This is a genomic window from Halomonas ventosae (assembly GCF_004363555.1).
Lineage (GTDB): Bacteria > Pseudomonadota > Gammaproteobacteria > Pseudomonadales > Halomonadaceae > Halomonas > Halomonas ventosae.
In genome coordinates, this window is the sequence record NZ_SNZJ01000031.1 from 1 (window position 1) to 18204 (window position 18204).

The following is an 18204-nucleotide window of genomic DNA, read 5'->3' on the forward strand; positions in this document are numbered from 1 at the left end:
GCGTGACTTCATGGCATCTTCCTCGCTCGATGTGTGTTGATCCTGCTGACAGTCTAGGCAATTCGACGCCCTGGGATAAACTGCATCAAACACATGACATTGTTGTCGTAGAGCAACAGTCCACGCAGGAGAGGCCAAGATGCAGCGCTGGGACAGGATCGAAGCCTTCGTGGAGGTGGTGCGCCTGGGAACCTTCGCGGCCGCCGCCCGACACCTCAAGGTCTCCAACTCTCATGTCAGCCGCCTGGTCAGCCAGCTGGAGAACCAGCTGGGGACCACCCTGCTCTACCGGACCACCCGCCAGATTCGCCTGACCGATGCCGGAGCCCTCTACTACGAGCACTGCCATCACCTGTTCGACGGCTTCCGAGAGGCCGAGGCGGCGATCAACGACCTGCAGGCCCGGCCGCGGGGCGTGCTGAAGCTGACCTCGGCGACCACCTTCGGTGAGCGCTTCATCGCGCCGCTGATCAATGACTTCCTCTGCCTGCACCCACAGCTGGAGATCCGCCTGCACTTCACCAATCGCCAGGTGGACATCATCGACGAGGGGTATGACATCGCCATCCGCATGGGCACGCTCAAGGACTCGACGCTGATCGCCCGGCGCATCTGTGAACGCCACGAGTACGTGGTCGGCTCCCCGGACTATTTCACCCGGATGCCCCAGCCCCACACCCTGTCGGAGCTCTCCCGCCACCGCTGCCTGGTGGGTTCACGCGACCACTGGCGCTTCGATGTCGACGGGGTTCGCCGCGAAGTGAGGGTCGAGGGACCCTGGGAGGGAAACTCGGGACCGGCCCTGCTGGACGCAGCCCTCAAGGGCCTGGGGCTGGCCCAGCTTCCCGACTACTACGTGGATCCCCACCTGGCCAGCGGTGAGCTGATCTCGGTACTCGATGCCTACCAGCACGACGATACCGCGGTCTGGGCCGTCTATCCGCGCCATCGCCACCGCTCCCCTAAGGTGCACCAGTTCATCGACTACCTGATCGCGCATATCGATGAGCTGCTGCCCGTGCGGCGCTGAGCCCGAGACACGGTTTCCGCGGCCTCGGCGGCGTTGGAAAAAAGCCGCAAAGTGCCATAGCTTGAAGGAAGACCGACCCCGGCATCTCGTCATCATCCCCTGTGAGGTACTGGATGGATAACATCACCTTCCGCTGGGGCGCCGCGCCGCTTGCCACCCTGGCCCTGTTCACGATGGCGCTGCTCGCGGCCCCCCAGGCCCAGGCCAACGACTACCCCACCGACACCCGCGTCGACTATGTGCTCGGCTGCATGGCCGCCAATGGACAGGATCACCTCACGATGCAGAAGTGCTCGTGCAGCATCGACGTGATCGCCGAGCTCATGCCCCATGAGGAGTACGAGGCGGTCAGGACCGTAATGGGCATGCAGGATCAGCCCGGCGAGCTGGGCATGCTGTTCCGCACGGAACGCAGCATGCAGGAGGACCTGAACCACTTTCGCAGCGTGCAGGCCGAAGCCGACCTGCGCTGCTTCTGAGGTGACATGACTTACCCTGTCCCGATAGTGCCCGGGCTGTTGCCGGCTTTCGGGATCGTGCTGATGACGCTTGGCCCTGCGCCGGCCGTACCGGCAGACGAGGCCGTGCTGGCCAAGGGTGAGCGAGTCTTCCGCAACCAGTGCCGGGGGTGCCACTCGCTGACACCGGGCACACATATCGCGGGGCCCAGCCTGCACGGTGTGGTCGGGCGCAACGCCGGTGAGGTCGAAGGCTTCAAGTACTCGCGAGTCCTGCAGGCGTCACGGCTGGTCTGGACCCCCGAGGTCCTCGACCGTTTCCTGGCCGACCCTGACGCCCTGCTGCCCGGCACGCGCATGGTGTTCTGGGGACTGCCGGAGGACGCCCGGCGGCCGCTGATCGAGTATCTACGGCATGTCGGTCAGCAGTAGTCTCCCGGCGATCACTCGCCCCCTCCCCCCTTGCGCGCCATCATGCCCCGCGCCGGGTTGTAGGCGAGAATCGCCAGCCCCAGCAGCACCAGCGCCGTCACCAGGGAGATCGAGCTGGCCACGGCGTGGAAACGCTCGTACATCGCGAAACGGATCATTTCCACGGCATAGGTGAAGGGATTGAGGGCAGCGATCTGGTAGACCAGGTAGCTGCCCTCACGGATCCGCCACAGGGGGTAGAGGGCCGAGGAGAGGAAGAACATCGGGAAGATCACGAAGTTCATGATGCCGGCGAAGTTCTCCAGCTGCCGCACGAAGGTGGACAGCAGCATGCCCAGGGCCCCGACCATGAAGCCGGTCACCACCAGTGCCGGCAGCACCAGCACATAGCCGGCCAGCGGTGCCTGGACGCCGTAGAGGTAGGCGATGGCCAGGAAGACATAGACCTGCACGATCGACACCAGGGTGCCGGCCAGCAGCTTGCTGACCAGCAGGAACCAGCGTGGGAAGGGACTGACCAGCAGCACACGCATGCTGCCCATCTCGCGGTCGTAGACCATCGACAGCGAACTCTGCATGCCGTTGAAGAGCTGGATCATGCCGACCAGCCCCGGGACGATATAGACCTCGTAGAGGACGTAGGTCTGGTAGGGCTCGGTCATGGCCACCCCGAGCGCCATGCGGAAGCCGGCGGCGAACACGAACAGCCAGACCAGCGGCCTGACCAGCGCGGCCACGAAGCGCGAACGCTGGTGCACGAAGCGCAGCAGCTCACGGCTGACCACCCCGCGAAGGCAGTGCCCGTAGCTCGCCAGGTTCATCGCTCGGCCCCACCGGTCAGTCGGTCGAAGGCCTCGCCGATCGCGGCAGCCCCGGCCCGTGACGCCACCTCGGTGACGCTGCCATCGGCGCGAATCCGGCCACGATGCAGCACGATCACGCGGTCGCCGGGATGGACCTCGTCGATCAGGTGGGTGGCCCAGAGCACGGCCACGCCCTGGTCCCGACAGAGTCGATGTACATGGTCGACAAGGGCACGGCGCGACGCGATGTCGAGCCCCACCGTGGGTTCATCCAGCAGCAACAGCTGAGGCTCGTGCAGCAGAGCCCGGGCGATCTCGACGCGTCGCCGCTGGCCGCCGGAGAGGTGGCGAACGCGCTGCCGCAGGCGCTCCGGCATCTCCACACGAGCAAGCTGCAGCCTGGCACGCCGCCTCGCCTCGGCCGGCGCCATGCCGTGCAGGGCGGCATGATAGGTCAGGTTCTGCCTGACGGTGAGGTCCAGGTCCAGGGTGGGCTGCTGGAACACCACGCCCATCCGGGCATGGGCCTGGATCGCATGCCGGCCCAGGTCATGGCCGCCGATGCGTATCAGCCCCTGGCGATAGGCGTAGAGCCGGGTGATCAGGGAGAACAGCGTGGTCTTGCCGGCCCCGTTGGGGCCGAGCAGCACCGCGAACTCCCCCGCCCGGAGGTCGAAGGAGAGCGACTCCAGCACCGGCTCGCCACTATAGCTGAACCCGAGGTCTTTCACACTCAGGGCAGGTTCATCGCGGGGTGACGCGACCCGCTCGCCTCGCTGGAGGACGCCTCTCGAATCCATCGCCTCGGTCACGGTTCGACGACTACCCCCCAGGGGAAGCGGCCCACGGGTATCGAGCGGATCGCCTCGAGGTCGCCGACATCAATCACGGTGACGTCGCCACTCACCCCGTTGGTGGTATAGAGGCGACTCTCGTCGGCGTTGAGGGCCAGGTGCCAGACTCGCTGACCCACCAGCAGGTAATCGAGCACCTCATAGCTCTGCTGGTCGATCACCGCGACCCGGTTGGAGGGGCCCAGGGCGACGAAGCCATAGCGCCCGTCCGAGGTCAGTGCCACGCCCACCGCCTGCACGGTCTCGCGGGGCACGCCCGGCACATCGAAGCGGATGGTGTGGCTGACATCGAAGGTCTCCTGCATGTCGATGATCGACACCGTGGCCCCGACTTCCGCGGAGACCCAGGCCTCCGAGCCATCGGCCGTGAACTCGGCATGCCGGGGGCGCGCCCCCATCAGCCGATGGTGGACCGCCTCCATGGTCTCCAGATCGACGATATGCGCCATGTTGGAGGTCTCGGTGGTCGCGATCAGCCACTTGCCATCCGGGCTTATCCCCACCCCCTCGGGCTCGACCCCCACGGGAATCTCCGTCACCAGCCGGCGCTGCTGGTAATCCAGCACCGAGACGATGTTGTCGTCCTCGTTGGAGACATAGACGTAGGGCCGGTTGGGATCGACCCGGATCACCTCGGGGTCCTCGCCGGAGGAGAGAGTTCGCACCACCTTCAATGACTCGAGGTCGACCATGTCGATGGCCTCGTCATCGCCCACCGCCACGAAGAGTTCGCTGCCGTCGCTGCTGAAGGCCATGGCACGCGGTCGACGCCCCACCTTGATGGTCTCGACCACTTCAAGCGTCTCGCCGTCGATCACCGATACGGTGTTGTCCTTCTCGTTGGAAACGAAGACGCGCTCGGCCAGGGCAAGGGTCGGCCACACGACCAGGGCAGCCCCCAGGAGAAGTCCCAGGGATGCAGGCCCGATGGCCGAGCGGCCAAGGTGTCGCGCCCGGGATGCGGATCGTCCGATCAGAAACGGCATGTCGATTCCCCCTCGTCAGCCCCCAGGGAGTCCAGCGGGGAGCGCGGATGCAGGTAGCCCTCCTGGGGTGACACGGAGGCCACCATGCGCGGCCCGGTCACCAGGATGGGCTGGCGCAGCTGATGGTTCCAGGTGCGATAGCTCACCGGCAGCCCCAGGTAGGCGGCCAGTTCGAACTCCTCGCTGAGCATGTAGTCGAGAACCTCGCCTTGCGCTACCGAGCCGGTTCTCGCCGCGGCCTCCCCCAGCGAGCGCACCGCCAGCCAGGCCGCGAAGTCGGTCGGGGTCATCCAGCGCCCGGCATGATCCTCGAAGCGCCGTTGCAGTTGCACCCCCCCCCAGGACTCGTGGGCACGGTGCCAGGCGGTGGCGATCAGGCCCTGGGTACCGGCCACCGGCCGGGGCAGCCAGCCCTGGTAGGGAAAGTATTCGCCGAAATAGTCGTTCTCGTCGGCGATGACCAGCACATCATGCTCGTCGAGATCCTGCACGAAGACCGGGATCTCGCGCTGTATGGCATGGAATCCCCCCTCGGCACGCCTTGCCATGGGATCGTGGGGCCACATCTTCTCGCCGACGATGTCGTGGCCGAACCGCCGGGCCGACTCGCGGAAGGCCTCGGCCAGCAGCCGGTCCTCGTCGGTATTGCCGTAGACCAGGGCCCAGCGATCCCACTGCTTGTAGGCCAGGAACTGGGCCAGGGCATCGGCCAGCATGCGACGGCTGGGGGTGGTATGGAAGAGGTTGGGGTGACAGGCATCGCCGCGCAGCGCATTGTCGGGGGCGGCGACATTGAAGACCACGCGCCCCCCCAGGGCCGAGGCGTCCAGCACCTCCTCCAGGGCCTCCCGGGGGAGGTCACTGAGTATCCAGTCGGCCCCCTGCCCGATCAGGTCGTCCAGGCGCTCGAGCACCTCGCCGTCGCGGGACACCGTCGCTTCGACCAGCTCGAACTTCTGCCCCAGAAACTGGCCGGTGGCGTTGTTGTCGCTGATCGCCAGGCGTGCCCCCTGCCGCCCTTCGTCGTCGAGGACCGGGTCGAGCACCGACAGGGGCTCCAGCTCGTCGTCAGGCTCCAGTCCCAGGTAACCCAGGGTGAGGGTCTCCGCCGGCTGATCGCCTTGCTGAGCGCCAGCCGCACCTGACAGGCCCAGGCCCACCACGGCCAGCCCCAGCAATAGCCATCCTGCGGCTCGGGACCTGGCACCGGGCCCAGTGGTCCAGTCATCGCATGTCTGCATCTGGCCTCTCCTCTCATCCCTGGTTGATCCTGCGATTCTTTCTTCTACCTATAGCTCGGCACGAATCGCCCTCACCATCCGGCTCAGCTCCTCCTCGAGCAGGGCGGGTTTCTCACAGAGCACCGGCAGGAGCTGCTGTCGCTTCTCGAAGGTCCGCTGCTCCCAGTGCAGTTCCTGGCGCAGCTGCTCGATATCGTCAGCGCTGGTATCGCTCGAGGCGCGTCGCGCCTCGAGCTCGTCGACCAGTTCGGTAAGACGGTCCAGCCGCTTGACCTGGCCACGCGACGCACTGCGGATGCGCTCGATGACACGACTGCGTTCGCGATTGACGCGCTCGAAGAGGCCGGCAAACAGCAGCGTCAGGCGCTCCTCGCGCTCGGCCTCCGGCTGGTTCGCCACCTGCGCGACGAAACCGCGCACGCGCTCCAGGGCCTCGTCACGGGGCGTCTTGCGAGCCGTGGCGAAGCGCACCACGCGACCGACCTCCTCATCCTCCCACCAGGAGCGCTCCAGTGCCTCGGGGGACTGGCCGGTCCAGATGGTGCCCCAGGCCAGTTCGGGCACCAGGCGCTGCACGCAGGGCCAATCCGGCGGCCCGGTGGCCGCTCGCTGTGCGCGGGCATCGGAGATCCCGAGCCCGAGGATCGTCACCGTCAGGCCCAGCGCCAGGCCCATGACTCGCATGTCATTCGTCATCCTGGCCTCCCGAGGCGGCAAGGGGGTCGATCAGCTCGCCGTGCCGGTCAAGCAGCGGAACGCCGTAGTCGACCAGGATGGCATTGATCGCGTCCTGACGCCGTTCGATGAAGTCGTTGAGGGTGTCCTTCCAGTACGGCTCGCCCTGCCGGACACCCATGGTGATGCGGTAATCCAGGCGGGCATCGGTCTCATCGTCGACCAGCGGCACCACCTCCAGCGGCGGCGTCTGGCGCGCCGCGTAGTAGCCGGCGATCGGTCCCCAGAGTACCGCGGCCTCGGTCCTGCCGGCCGCCACGTCCTCGACGGCCTCCCTGGCCGGCGTCCTGGCCCGCGTATCGGTCTGCAGCGCATACCCCTCCACCCTGGCGCCAGCACGACGCAACGGCACCAGCGGCGGGGTCTCGGAGACGACGCCGATGCGCCGGCCCCTAAGGGCCTCATCATCCAGCGAGGAGACGTCCAGGTCGGAGTCCACGGGCACCACCAGCGAATAGATGGAGCGATAGTAGTCATTGGTGTTCTGCACGAAGCCATAGCCGGCGGCGACGCCGATGATCACGTCACAGAGGCGCAGCTCCAGGGTGTTGCGCACGAAGCCCATCACCTGGGGGGCCCATACATACTCCAGGGGTAGGGCCAGGTCGTCGGCCAGCAGCTCGGCGATGCGGTTCTCGAACCCTTCGCCCGCCTCGTTGGTGAAGGGCAGGTTGTTGCCGTCGGCACAGACACGCAGCCGGTCGCGCTGCGTCTGTTCGGGCAGGTCGGCCCCTGCGTCACTGGCGAACATGGTGAGGCAGGCCAGCAGGCCCGCCGTGGCCTGTCCCGCCCACCGGGTGTCGACACGCATTCGCTCCCTCCTCACGTTTCCTTCCCGTGACCGCCACGGGCGAGCTGTTGTCTCGTCAGAGGCGCCAGGGGCTTGCCCCTCTCACTCCTGCGCTTCGCTACTCGGCTCAGTTGCCTTCTCGTCCCTCTCCTCCTCGATAACCTTGGGGCGCCCCCGGCCCAGGTCCCCGGCACTGCGTGCCTTCATGTAACTGTAGATGTTCTCGACATTGCTCAGCACATACTCATCGTCGGCGAAGGAGGGCATGACCCTGCCGGGCTGGATTTCCAGACCACTGACGATGGTGTGGGAAAACTCCCCGAAGTTGCGCCGCTCCACGGCCTGGATAAGGCTCGGGGCGAAGGTAGACCCCAAGCCGTCCGGACCGTGGCAGGCCAGGCAGGAGCGGGTATAGGCGATGTAGCCATCGTAGGTGCCCTGATCGACCTTGCCGTCGATGACGGTATAGTTGCCGGGGCCTTCTCCCGACTGCGACGTGGCCTTCTCCTCGGTATTGCCGGCGGCCTGGGCCGTGATAACACCGGCCGCAAGCAACATGATGGCCAGCGTGCCGAGGGCCTCGACACCGGGCCGTCGCGGGGTCCTGGTCAAGAGCATGCGATCTCCTTGTGCGATATGCCGATAGCGCAGCGGTGCGCCTCGGTCGGGCTCGGCCGACACGGGCCATACTGTGACTGCGAATCCGGTAACCGGAAGCTCGATGGCACGGGACCTCCCGGCCTCGTGCCATCGACGGGATGCAGCGAACGATCAGGCATCAGGCAGGGCAAACACGGTCAGGATCCCACCCAGTTCGGTATAGTCATCGAGGGCGGAGAAAGCACCCACTGCCCCCAGGCCCGCTTCGGGGTCCTCGAGCCCCGCCGCGAGGCCGATACCGGCCCAGCCCCCGACCCCGGAGAGCACGCCGATGTACTGCTTGCCCTCATGCTGGAAGGTGTTGACGTTGCCGATGATCCCGGAGGGCGTCTTGAAGCGCCAAAGCTCCTCGCCGGTTTCGATGTCCACCGCCTTCAGGTACCCCTCCAGGGTGCCGTAGAAGGCAAGGTCACCGGCCGTGGCCAGGGCACCGCTCCACACGGCGAAACGCTCGTCGACCTCCCATACGGTCTCGCCGGCGACCGGGTCCCAGGCGATGAAGCTGCCCATGCGCCCCTCCATGTCACCCTCCTGGGTCGGTGCGGGCATCATGGTCAGGGTCGCCCCCACATAGGGCTGGCCGGCGACATACTCGGTCTCGAAGGGCTCATAGTTCATGCAGATCCGGTTGATGCCGGCATAGAGCAGCCCGGTCTCCGGCGAGTAGGCGGAGGGCTGCATGTTCTTGGCGCCCATGGCAGTGGGACAGATGTCGGTGGTATTGACGTCGACCCCCTGGCGGAAGGTGCTGTACTGCTCGTTGACGTTGGGCCGGCCGGTCTCCAGGTCATAGCTGTCCGCCCAGTTGGTTTCCGGGGCGAACTTCTCGGCGACCAGCAGTTCGCCGCTCTCGCGGTCGAGCAGGAAACCGAAGCCGGTGCGGTCGATGATCGCCAGTCCCTTGCGCTGCTCGCCCTCGAACTCGACGTCGATCAGCTGGTTCTCGTTGACGCCGTCGTAGTCCCACTCGTCGAAGGGCACCTTCTGGTAGACCCACTTGGCCTCCCCGGTGTTGGGGTCGCGGGCGAAGACGGTGATCGCCCACTTGTTGTCGGCAGGCTCACCATCGACGGTGCGCTGCTCCGGGTTCCAGGTACCGGGGTTACCGGTCCCGTAGTAGATCAGGTCGAGTTCCGGGTCATAGGTGACCCAGCCCCAGGGGGCACCGCCACCGCGTTCCCACTCCCCCTCCGGCCAGGTGGAGACGCCCAGGTCGGCTTCGCCGATCGGTTCACCCAGCATGGTGGTGGTCTCGGGATCGATCAGCACATCGTCATCGGGACCGTTGGAGTAGCCCCGCCACTCCATCTCACCGGTTTCGACGTTGTAGGCGGTCAGGTGACCGCGCACGCCGAACTCGCCGCCGCTGTTGCCCACGATGACCTTGTCGTGCACCACCAGCGGTGACATGGTCATGCTCTCGCCCTGGGTGTGGTCGCCGTTCTCGGCTTCCCACAGCAGTTCGCCCGACTCGGCATCCAGGGCGATGACGGTATTGTCTGCCTGGTTGAGGAACAGCCTCCCGTCGGCATAGGCCAGCCCGCGGTTGACGGTATCGCAGCACATCACCGGAATGACGCGCGAGTCCTGGTCCGGCTCATAGCTCCAGACGATGCGCCCCTCGTCCTCGAGGTCCAGGGCGAAGACCTTGTTGGGGAAGGGGGTATGGATATAGAGGCGGCCATCGCCGACATACAGCGGCCCGCCCTCGTGCCCGCGCAGCACGCCGGTAGAGAACTGCCACTGGGCACGAAGATCCTGGACGTTGTCGCGATTGATCTGATCCAGCTGGCTGAAGCGATTGCCTTGGTAATTGCCCAGCTGAGTGGCCCACAAGTCGGGGTTCTGCTGGAGGTCGAGTTGATTCTGGTTGGCATGCGCCAAGGATGCGGCCATCAACCCGGCAGCCGTCATCACGAGTCCTGGGTAGCGAAGCATGGCGTTGTCTCCGTTGCACTGAAAGGTGTGCCTGGGGGTTACGGCACATCTCGTTGTGGTTATGGACCTGTTTCAGGCAGTGACACTTGAAGGTCTAGCACATCTGTGGCTGCCCTTAGCCCTGGCCATGACGAATTCGATACCCGCAGTTGCTCAAAAGAGTGTTTCCCTGCAGCAATAATCGTGTTGCCTACCCGTCCCAGCCGCGACATGAGGCGCCTTGATGCAGTGAAGGTCGCCGACAGTTCGCCCCCGGCGCACGACATGCGACTTTCGTAGCAAGGTGGCGCTGCTGTCCTGTGCTTTACTGAGGAGTGACGACCGACAACATCCACCCGTCTCATGGAGGTGTCTCATGTGGACCAAACCCGCCTATACCGATCTGCGGCTAGGCTTCGAAGTGACGCTGTATATTTCCAACCGCTGAAACCACGCTCGGCGTGGCGACACACCCCGGGCTGACGTCCCTCGCAAGGGACGTCAGCCCTTTCGTTTCAGGACAGGCTCCGGGACAGGACGATATCCATGCAGGTACTGGTGCTCGGTGCAGCGGCGGGAGGCGGCTTTCCCCAATGGAACTGCAACTGCACGCTGTGCCGCGGTGTTCGAGAGGGCAGCATCGAGGCGACGCCACGCACCCAGTCATCGATCGCCATCAGCAGCGACGGCGAGCGCTGGCTGCTGTGCAATGCCTCGCCGGACATCCGTAGCCAGCTGGCCAGCAACCCCGAGCTGCATCCCAGGCGTGTGCCGAGGGACAGCGGCATTGCGGGGGTGCTGCTGGTGGACGGCCAGATCGATCACGCCACCGGGCTGCTGTCGCTGCGGGAAGGTTGCCCACTGGACGTCTGGTGCACCCCTAATGTGCATCAGGACCTGAGCAGTGGCTTTCCGCTGTTCGCCATGCTGGAGCACTGGCAGGGTGGCCTGGCCTGGCACCCCATCGCGGTCGACGGCGAGCATCTGGAAGCCACTTTCGAGGTGCCGGCGTGCCCGGACCTGACCTTTACCGCCCTCTCGCTGACCAGCAACGCACCACCCTACTCCCCGCGTCGTGGCGCCCCGACCCCGGGCGACAACATCGGCCTGCTGGTCGAGGATCGCCAGCGGGGCACCACCCTCTTCTATGCCCCGGGGCTCGGCGAGGTCGACGATCGGGTACGCGGCTTCCTGCGCCGGGCCGACTGCGTGCTGGTCGACGGTACCCTGTGGCGCGACGACGAGCTGGTGCGTGCCGGCGTCGGCCAGGCCACCGGCCGCGACATGGGCCACCTGGCGCTGTCCGGCGAACAGGGGCTGCTGGCCGAGCTCTCGTCCCTTCCGGCCACCACCCGTCGGGTGCTGATCCATATCAACAACACCAACCCGATCCTCGACGAGGGGTCGCAGGAGCGTGCCACCCTGACCCGTCAGGGGGTCGAGGTGGCCTTCGACGGCTTGCACCTGGACGTGTGAACCCGCGCGACACGCCAGCGTCTCACCCAGAGGGCGTGGATGTCCGCATCCTGGCGGCAGGGAATCCGTCAGGGCGAGCCCTGACACGACGATCGAGAGGAGCCCCGCATGACAAGCATCGTCTCGCCGCTGGCGAGTTCGCAGGGAGAGGCCCTGAGCCCCGAGGCCTTCCGCGAGGCGCTCATGGCCAAGGGGGCCTACTACCATATCCACCACCCCTACCAGGTGGAGATGGCCGAGGGTCGTGCCACCCCCGCGCAGCTGCGTGGCTGGGTCGCCAACCGCTTCTACTACCAGATCAACATTCCCCAGAAGGATGCCGCCCTGCTCGCCAACTGTCCCGACGCCGCCACGCGCCGCCGCTGGATCCAGCGGCTGCTCGACCATGACGGTCATGGCGAGGATGGCGGCGGCATCGAGGCCTGGCTGACCCTGGGCGAGGCGGTGGGGCTGAGCCGCGACGAGCTCTGGTCCCAGGAGCACGTGCTGCCTGGCGTGCGCTTCGCGGTGGATGCCTACGTCAACTTCGTGCGTCGTGCCGACTGGCGGGAGGCGGCGATCTCCTCGCTTACCGAGCTGTTCGCCCCGGCGGCCCACAAGAGTCGCCTGGATACCTGGCCGACCCACTACCCCTGGATCGATGCGGCCGGCTACGGCTACTTCCGCAAGCGCCTCAAGGAGGCGCGGCGCGATGTCGAGCACGGCCTGGAGGTGGCGCTGGCGGTCTGCACCACCGCCCACGCCCAGCAACGTGCCCTGGAGATCCTGCAGTTCAAGCTCGACGTGCTCTGGTCGATGCTCGACGCCATGACCCTCGCCTACCAGCTCGACCGGGCGCCCTACCATACCGTCACCGACCAACGCGTCTACCACCGGGGGCTGTCATGAGCGACGTACCCATCGACGGTCGCAGTGTCTGCCGCCTGCGCCCCGGCTGGCGTCTGCAGTGGGAAGAGGCCCAGCAGCGTCACGTGCTGCTCTATCCCGAGGGCATGGTGCAGCTCAACGACACCGCCGGCGCCATCCTCGCCCAGCTCGATGGGCAACGGGACGTGGACGCGGTGATCGCCACCCTGCAGGCGCACTACCCCGAGGCCCCCGCCGCGGCCATCGCCGAGGACGTCCACGAATTCATGGTCGACGCCGCGCAACAAGGCTGGATCCATCATGACTGACCACACCGACACCGTTACCCACGACGGCCAGACCGGCGCCCCGCTGTGGCTGCTCGCCGAGCTGACCTATCGCTGCCCGCTGCAGTGCTCCTACTGCTCCAATCCGCTGGACTTCGCCGCGGTCGAGGAGGAGCTGGATACCGCGGAGTGGATCGACACCCTGACCCAGGCCCGTACCATGGGGGCCGTGCAGCTGGGCTTCTCGGGTGGCGAGCCACTGGTTCGACGGGACCTCGAGACCCTGGTGGCCGAGGCCCGTCGACTGGGCTTCTACAGCAACCTGATCACTTCCGGCCTGGGACTCGACGAGTCGCGCATCGAGGCGCTGCGCGAGGCGGGGCTCGACCACATCCAGATCAGCCTGCAGGCCTCCGACCCCGATGTTGCCGCGGCAATCGCCGGCTCGCGCAAGGCCCACGAGAAGAAGCTGGCCATGGCGCGTGCCGTCAAGGCCGCCGGCTACCCCATGGTGCTCAACGTGGTACTGCACCGCCATAATATCGACCGGATCGATCAGATCATCGCCCTGTGCGACGAACTCGGCGCCGATGCCGTGGAGCTGGCCAACTGCCAGCTCTATGGCTGGGCACACCTCAATCGCGCCGGCCTGCTGCCCAGTGCGGGCCAGCTCGAGGCCGCCGAGGAGATCACGGCCCGCTGGCGGGAACGCCTGGCCGAACGCGGACGCGACATGCGGCTGCTGTTCGTGGTGCCCGACTACTACAACGACCGCCCCAAGGCCTGCATGGGCGGCTGGGGGTCGATCTTCATGACCGTGGCGCCGGACGGCGCCGTGCTTCCCTGCCACAGTGCGCGAATGCTGCCGATGCGCTTCCCCACGGTGCGCGAGCGCCCGCTTCGCGAGATCTGGTACCAGAGCGAGGCCTTCAACCGCTATCGTGGCGATGCCTGGATGTCGGAGCCCTGCCGCAGCTGTGACGAGCGCCACCGGGATGTGGGAGGCTGTCGCTGCCAGGCCTACCTGCTCACCGGCGACCCCGCCGCGACCGACCCGGTGTGCGACCTGTCGCCGGATCACCACCTGGTCGAGGCCGCCCGCCGCGAGGCGGAGCACGACACCCGCTCGGCCCGGGAGCTGACGCCTCGCAATGTCCACGAATCGAGGGTGTTCTGCCGGACATGACGCTTCCTCCGGCCGGTGAGCCGCATGACGACCTGCTGCACCGGGCGGCACTGCCCGCCGATGGCCTGAGCGACCTGCGTGCCACCCCCCGAGGCGTCCTCTGGCTGGCGGCCGACCCCGAGACAGGAAGGCGTCGGCTATGGCAGTGGCACGACCGGCTCGAGGATGGCCGACCACAACCGCTGAGCCCCGAACACCTCGATATCGCCAGTCGCGTCAACGGCTACGGCGGCGGCGCCCTGGCCTGCCTGGATCAGCACGCCATCTTCGTCGAGGCCGACAGCCAGACCCTCGATCGCCAGCCATTGAGCGGCGGCGAGGCCAGCCCCTGGTGGTCACGGCACGACAGCCGTTACGGCGGGCTGACCCCCGACCCGCGACGCCGGCGGCTGCTTGCCGTGGAGGAAAGCGGCCAGGGGCGCGACACCCGCCAGCGCCTGGTCGCCCTGGATGGAAGACGCCGTCGGGTGCTCGATGCCGGCGCCGACTTCTACGGTGCGCCGGCGCTCTCCCCCTGCGGCACCCGGCTCGCCTGGGTCGAATGGGACCTCGGGGACATGCCCTGGCAGCGCTCGCGCCTTCGCCAGGCGCGGCTGGACGCCCAGGGCACGCTGCATGACCTGGCCCTGTGGGATGCCGGCGCCGCCATCACCCAGCCCCGCTTCACCGCGGCCAATGAACTCATCGTGCTCAGCGACCACGGGGGCTGGTGGCAACCGTATCGGGTGACCGGCCCTGCCAAGTCGCTGGATATCCAGCGACTCGGCACGCGGCAGGCCGACCACGCCTCCACTCCCTGGCAACTCGGCGAGTGCCAGCACCTCTGGCCCACCGCCGACCGGGGGGTGATCATGGCCTTCGAGGTGGGGGCGGCCCGGATACTCGTCACCGATGGCGAGGGGCGTGAACACGCTCCTATCCTCCGCGATACCGGTCGACTGGTGGGCCTGGCGCACGCCGATGGCTGGCTGTACGCCATTACCCAGGGGGCTCGACATGCGGCGCGCCTGTCACGCGTGAACCTGACGACCCATGCCGAGGAGACGCTCTTCGCGCTGCCTACCCCCGAGAATCCCCCCTTGCCACGGATGCTGCAGGCCACCGTGGCGGACGGCGAGCGTGTCCCGGCCTTCCTCTATGGCCCCGGCCCCGCCTCGAGCCGGCCGCCGCCGCTGATCGTGCGCGTGCATGGCGGTCCCACCTCGGCCTGCTATCCGGTGTTCGACCCACTGGTCCACTACTGGACGCAGCACGGCTTTGCCGTGGCCGACATCAACCCCCGCGGCAGTGCCAATGCCGGACGGGCCTACCGCGAGCGCCTGGCCGGCGAGTGGGGTCGCATCGACGTCGAGGACGTGATCGCCCTGACCAGGTCACTGGTCGCCCGTGGCCTGGCCGACCCCGGCCGGCTGTTCGTGCGGGGCCAGAGCGCCGGGGGCTTCACCGTGCTCAACCTGCTGGCGACCACCCGCCTCTTCCGGGCCGGTGCCAGCCTGTACGGCGTCACCGATGCCCCGCACCTGGCCCCCCGGACCCACCGTTTCGAGTCCGGCTACCTCGACTGGCTGCTCGGGGATGCGCACACCCAGCGGGCCCGCAGCCCGATCAATCGGCTCGATGCCTTCGCCACGCCCGTCATCTTCTTCCAGGGCAACCGCGATACCGTGGTGGTGCCGGAACAGACGCTGGCCATGGCCGAGGCACTGCGTCGCCGCGGCGTCCCGGCCCGCGTCATGCTGTTCGAGGACGAGGGACACGGCATCCGCCAGCCGCACAACCGCTGCCGACTGATTGCGGCCGAGATGCAGTTCTTCCTGGAGCAGGGCGATGGACGAGGCTGAGTCCGACCAGTCTTCCGCCGGCCTGCCACCCGACAGCCGGGTGGCGTCACGGCGTCTCGCCAGTGGGCTGTGGATCATGGCGGCACAGGTCCCCCGGGCTCGCCAGTCACGGCTGGTCGGCGCGGCTGGGGTGGGGTACCTCGATGACCCGCCCGACTGCCGCGGCCTGGCCCACCTGCTGGAACATGGGCTCTTCCTGGGCAGTGGCCGCTGGCCCGGCCGGAGCGCACTGGCCCGGTGGGTCGGCACCCAGGGGGGACGCTACAATGCCCATACCGGGGAAGAGGTCACCGACGTCCACCTGCACCTTCCGGTAGAAGCCGCCGAGGCAGGCCTCGCTCGACTGGTCGACCTGCTCGGCTACCCCCGCCTCGATCCCGGCGCCCTCGCCGACGAGGTGGAGGTGCTGGACGCCGAGTTCCGGGCCCGCCTGGACGACCCGGCGCTGCACCGCCTGGCCGCGCTGGGCCGCCTTTTCGACCCCGGCCATCCGGCCGCGGCCTGCCATGCCGGGAACCGTGCCACGCTCGGCGATGACCATCCGGAGCTGGTCGCACGCCTCCAGGCCTTTCATGCCCGCCACTACCATGCCGGCCGGATGGCCCTGGTGATGCTAGGCCCACAGCCGGTGGACGAGCAGCTTGACCTGCTCGAACGCCATGGCCGTCGGCTCCCGGCGACGGCCGCCGACACGCCGTCCCCGGATCGCTGGCGCTGGGCCACGCCACGCGGGGTGGCCTGGCACTCCCCGAATGAGTCGAGCCTGCCCGCTGCCGGGACCCTGGAGTTGCTGTGGCCACTGCCGGGTGCCCTCGCCGATGCCTGCGCTGCACCACTGCAGGCGGTTGCCTCGCAGCTGAACGATGGTGCCTTGACCGCCACCCTGCAGCAGGCCTATTCGGTCCAGGAGCTGAAGGCCGACACGGCCCCCGAGGGCACCGGTCCGGCCCTGTGCCTGGCAATCGAGCTCGTGGAGCCGCCAGCGGATATCGCACCGCTGGTGGCCACCTGCCAGCGAGCACTTCGGCAGGCCTGTCGGCGTCACGCCATCACCCCGCCACCGGCAAGGACGGTCGACCTCGACGCCTGGCCCCGGGAGCAGGCCCGACGACTGAGCCGCCGCCCTCCTGCCAGAGGCTCCGTGCCCCTGGATCGGGACCGCCGCACCCCGTCGGCCTGGCTCACCCCGGAGCAGTGTCGGCTGCTGTGGCGAGAGGGCGCCGAACGGGCCACCGTCACCTGGCGGCAGATCGAAGAGACCGCCACCCCCTGGCGCCCCCTCGACCTGCCGTGGCCTCCTGCCGCCTCGGCCCTGCCCGAGGTAGCCACCCCCCTCCCCTCGCGCCGGGACCTGGCGGGCCGACCGGTCGGCCCCCGGTCCGACGACCGGCCGGCAGCAGGGCTGCTCTTCCGGGATGCCCGGCTCTCGCTATGGTGGGATGGCCTGGACTGGCCGACCCGCGAGGCCGAGACCGGCTGGTGTCTGGGGTGGCCCGCCGGTGCAACCGGCAACGGCGGGCGTCTGCGTGACTGGCAACGCCGGACCCTGACCCTGCGCCAGGCGGCCGGCGCCAGGGGTCAGGCACTCACCCTGGGCAGTGACGCCAGGGGCGACTGGCTGATGGCCCGCGGCAGCCCGGCCGGACTTGCCTCGCTGGTGGACCAGGCCCTGGACGGCTGGATGGCCGCGAGTGCCGTGACGGCGCCGACGGTCCCCGCCTCATCCAGCGGCCTGCTCGCCCAGCAGATGCTGGATCGCCTGGCAACACGCCGCCCATCGTGCCCTCCGGGTGCCATGCCCCCCTTGCTCTGCTGGGCCAGAGGCGAGATGGGGGCCGGGGAGGCACAGGACACGGCCGAGGGCTTCGCCGAGCGGCTGTCCCGTGCCAGGAATGCACCCCCGCCTCCCGACGCCCCACAAGGCGATGGCCAGGGAATGACATGGCTTGCCCCGCAGAGCGCCGACCGGGCAGTGATGCTGGAGGTCGAGGGGGGCGACGACAGCCCGCGCATGCGCTGGTTGCTGCAATTGCTGGCGCACTGCCATGACGCCCCCTTCCATCGGGAGATGCGCCAGCGGCGGGGTCTCGGCTATGTCGCGGCGGTGCGCTACCGGGAGTCGTCGGGCTGGCCGCGTCTGGGCTATGTCGTGCAGTCGCCCAAGGCCTCGGTCGAGACGCTGCGTCAGGCCATCCTCGCGTTTCTCGATGCCGATGCCGTGAGGCTGGCCCGGCGGGATGGGCCGCAACTGGAACGGCTGCGTCGTGCCTTGCTTGCGCGACAGGGGCCGCCGGAGACCCATGACGAGGCCATCGAGCGGGCCTGGCAGGCATTGCGCCAATTACAGTTTGACTCCCCCTCTCCCCCCGACTGGCACCTGGCCCCCTGGCAGCAAGAACGCGCGGCCCTCGACTCGCTCGCCGCGGCCGACCTCGAGGTCCTGGCGTCGGCCCTGGCAAGCGGCACCCTGCCGATGCGCTGGTGGGCGCATGCGCCTGCCCCGCCTGGCTCTCCTGCCTCCCAGCATTGCCCACCGGCAACGTAGTAATGCTGCTGTCGAACAATCGACTCGCCTAAGCTCACCTAGACTGACATCACAATAATTATCGTTAACCCGCGTCTCCATACCGGCAACGAGGGGAGAGTCACCATGAAGTCACGT

The 18204-nt window shown here is 67.8% G+C and carries 18 protein-coding genes; 10 read left to right on the forward strand and 8 right to left on the reverse strand.

Annotated elements, in window-relative coordinates; all coding sequences use genetic code 11:
• Positions 1-139 precede the first annotated feature (139 nt).
• From DFP85_RS18490 to DFP85_RS18500, 3 genes are all read left to right on the forward strand, one after another.
• Positions 140-1030 (forward strand): LysR family transcriptional regulator, encoded by an 891-nt coding sequence (locus tag DFP85_RS18490; protein WP_106232492.1) that lies wholly within the window; start codon positions 140-142, stop codon positions 1028-1030.
• Positions 1031-1143: 113 nt separating this feature from the next.
• Positions 1144-1509 carry a hypothetical protein gene (locus DFP85_RS18495; RefSeq protein ID WP_208108549.1) on the forward strand — a complete coding sequence of 122 codons (366 nt, stop codon included), beginning with the start codon at positions 1144-1146 and terminating at the stop codon, positions 1507-1509.
• 63 nt (positions 1510-1572) lie between these two features.
• A complete protein-coding gene (locus DFP85_RS18500; RefSeq protein WP_166644667.1) occupies positions 1573-1920 on the forward strand; it encodes a c-type cytochrome in 348 nt (115 codons plus the stop codon).
• A gap of 11 nt (positions 1921-1931) precedes the next feature.
• Here DFP85_RS18500 and DFP85_RS18505 read toward each other — a convergent pair whose 3' ends face one another.
• The 8 genes from DFP85_RS18505 to DFP85_RS18540 all read right to left on the reverse strand — a co-directional run bounded on the left by DFP85_RS18505 (position 1932) and on the right by DFP85_RS18540 (position 9927).
• Positions 1932-2741, reverse strand: coding sequence for an ABC transporter permease (locus DFP85_RS18505; protein WP_133637882.1), 810 nt, complete (start codon positions 2739-2741; stop codon positions 1932-1934).
• On the reverse strand, positions 2738-3454 hold the full coding sequence (locus DFP85_RS18510) for an ATP-binding cassette domain-containing protein (protein ID WP_243737346.1): 717 nt from the start codon (positions 3452-3454) through the stop codon (positions 2738-2740). Before DFP85_RS18510 ends, DFP85_RS18505 begins: the two co-directional genes overlap by 4 nt.
• Before the next feature lie 77 nt (positions 3455-3531).
• Complete coding sequence (locus tag DFP85_RS18515; RefSeq protein WP_133637884.1) at positions 3532-4563, reverse strand: PQQ-dependent catabolism-associated beta-propeller protein; 1032 nt, start codon at positions 4561-4563, stop codon at positions 3532-3534.
• The gene (locus DFP85_RS18520) at positions 4551-5804 is read right to left on the reverse strand and encodes an ABC transporter substrate-binding protein (RefSeq protein WP_133637885.1); all 1254 of its coding nucleotides are present in this window, start codon (positions 5802-5804) and stop codon (positions 4551-4553) included. The genes DFP85_RS18515 and DFP85_RS18520 overlap by 13 nt, the downstream gene beginning before the upstream one ends.
• A gap of 48 nt (positions 5805-5852) precedes the next feature.
• Positions 5853-6500, reverse strand: coding sequence for a hypothetical protein (locus DFP85_RS18525; protein WP_133637886.1), 648 nt, complete (start codon positions 6498-6500; stop codon positions 5853-5855).
• Positions 6490-7350, reverse strand: a complete 861-nt coding sequence (locus DFP85_RS18530; RefSeq protein ID WP_133637887.1) for a quinoprotein dehydrogenase-associated putative ABC transporter substrate-binding protein — start codon at positions 7348-7350, stop codon at positions 6490-6492. Before DFP85_RS18530 ends, DFP85_RS18525 begins: the two co-directional genes overlap by 11 nt.
• Before the next feature lie 81 nt (positions 7351-7431).
• A complete protein-coding gene (locus DFP85_RS18535) occupies positions 7432-7947 on the reverse strand; it encodes a c-type cytochrome (RefSeq protein ID WP_208108550.1) in 516 nt (171 codons plus the stop codon).
• Positions 7948-8100: 153 nt separating this feature from the next.
• Positions 8101-9927, reverse strand: a complete 1827-nt coding sequence (locus tag DFP85_RS18540; RefSeq protein WP_133637888.1) for a methanol/ethanol family PQQ-dependent dehydrogenase — start codon at positions 9925-9927, stop codon at positions 8101-8103.
• A gap of 355 nt (positions 9928-10282) precedes the next feature.
• Here DFP85_RS18540 and pqqA point away from each other — a divergent pair, with 355 nt between their 5' ends.
• The 7 genes from pqqA to DFP85_RS18575 all read left to right on the forward strand — a co-directional run bounded on the left by pqqA (position 10283) and on the right by DFP85_RS18575 (position 18087).
• Complete coding sequence (gene pqqA / locus DFP85_RS18545; protein ID WP_081786101.1) at positions 10283-10354, forward strand: pyrroloquinoline quinone precursor peptide PqqA; 72 nt, start codon at positions 10283-10285, stop codon at positions 10352-10354.
• Positions 10355-10452: 98 nt separating this feature from the next.
• A complete protein-coding gene (gene pqqB, locus DFP85_RS18550) occupies positions 10453-11382 on the forward strand; it encodes a pyrroloquinoline quinone biosynthesis protein PqqB (protein ID WP_133637889.1) in 930 nt (309 codons plus the stop codon).
• Positions 11383-11490: 108 nt separating this feature from the next.
• Entirely contained in the window at positions 11491-12270 is a 780-nt protein-coding gene (gene pqqC / locus DFP85_RS18555; RefSeq protein ID WP_133637890.1) for a pyrroloquinoline-quinone synthase PqqC, read from the forward strand.
• Positions 12267-12557, forward strand: a complete 291-nt coding sequence (pqqD, locus tag DFP85_RS18560; RefSeq protein ID WP_133637891.1) for a pyrroloquinoline quinone biosynthesis peptide chaperone PqqD — start codon at positions 12267-12269, stop codon at positions 12555-12557. Before pqqC ends, pqqD begins: the two co-directional genes overlap by 4 nt.
• A complete protein-coding gene (gene pqqE / locus DFP85_RS18565; protein WP_133637892.1) occupies positions 12550-13701 on the forward strand; it encodes a pyrroloquinoline quinone biosynthesis protein PqqE in 1152 nt (383 codons plus the stop codon). Before pqqD ends, pqqE begins: the two co-directional genes overlap by 8 nt.
• Positions 13698-15542 carry an alpha/beta hydrolase family protein gene (locus DFP85_RS18570; RefSeq protein ID WP_133637893.1) on the forward strand — a complete coding sequence of 615 codons (1845 nt, stop codon included), beginning with the start codon at positions 13698-13700 and terminating at the stop codon, positions 15540-15542. The genes pqqE and DFP85_RS18570 overlap by 4 nt, the downstream gene beginning before the upstream one ends.
• Positions 15529-18087: an insulinase family protein gene (locus tag DFP85_RS18575; protein ID WP_133637894.1), complete on the forward strand. Its 2559-nt coding sequence runs from the start codon at positions 15529-15531 to the stop codon at positions 18085-18087. The genes DFP85_RS18570 and DFP85_RS18575 overlap by 14 nt, the downstream gene beginning before the upstream one ends.
• The last annotated feature ends 117 nt before the right edge of the window (positions 18088-18204 follow it).

Bases quoted from the DNA above. Each gene is read 5' to 3' on its own strand.
- DFP85_RS18490 (WP_106232492.1), top strand. From the start codon at position 140: ATGCAGCGCTGGGACAGGATCGAAGCCTTCGTGGAGGTGGTGCGCCTG.
- DFP85_RS18495 (WP_208108549.1), top strand. From the start codon at position 1,144: ATGGATAACATCACCTTCCGCTGGGGCGCCGCGCCGCTTGCCACCCTG.
- DFP85_RS18500 (WP_166644667.1), top strand. From the start codon at position 1,573: ATGACGCTTGGCCCTGCGCCGGCCGTACCGGCAGACGAGGCCGTGCTG.
- DFP85_RS18505 (WP_133637882.1), bottom strand. From the start codon at position 2,741: ATGAACCTGGCGAGCTACGGGCACTGCCTTCGCGGGGTGGTCAGCCGT.
- DFP85_RS18515 (WP_133637884.1), bottom strand. From the start codon at position 4,563: ATGCCGTTTCTGATCGGACGATCCGCATCCCGGGCGCGACACCTTGGC.
- DFP85_RS18520 (WP_133637885.1), bottom strand. From the start codon at position 5,804: ATGCAGACATGCGATGACTGGACCACTGGGCCCGGTGCCAGGTCCCGA.
- DFP85_RS18525 (WP_133637886.1), bottom strand. From the start codon at position 6,500: ATGACGAATGACATGCGAGTCATGGGCCTGGCGCTGGGCCTGACGGTG.
- DFP85_RS18530 (WP_133637887.1), bottom strand. From the start codon at position 7,350: ATGCGTGTCGACACCCGGTGGGCGGGACAGGCCACGGCGGGCCTGCTG.
- DFP85_RS18535 (WP_208108550.1), bottom strand. From the start codon at position 7,947: ATGCTCTTGACCAGGACCCCGCGACGGCCCGGTGTCGAGGCCCTCGGC.
- DFP85_RS18540 (WP_133637888.1), bottom strand. From the start codon at position 9,927: ATGCTTCGCTACCCAGGACTCGTGATGACGGCTGCCGGGTTGATGGCC.
- pqqB (WP_133637889.1), top strand. From the start codon at position 10,453: ATGCAGGTACTGGTGCTCGGTGCAGCGGCGGGAGGCGGCTTTCCCCAA.
- pqqC (WP_133637890.1), top strand. From the start codon at position 11,491: ATGACAAGCATCGTCTCGCCGCTGGCGAGTTCGCAGGGAGAGGCCCTG.
- pqqD (WP_133637891.1), top strand. From the start codon at position 12,267: ATGAGCGACGTACCCATCGACGGTCGCAGTGTCTGCCGCCTGCGCCCC.
- pqqE (WP_133637892.1), top strand. From the start codon at position 12,550: ATGACTGACCACACCGACACCGTTACCCACGACGGCCAGACCGGCGCC.
- DFP85_RS18570 (WP_133637893.1), top strand. From the start codon at position 13,698: ATGACGCTTCCTCCGGCCGGTGAGCCGCATGACGACCTGCTGCACCGG.
- DFP85_RS18575 (WP_133637894.1), top strand. From the start codon at position 15,529: ATGGACGAGGCTGAGTCCGACCAGTCTTCCGCCGGCCTGCCACCCGAC.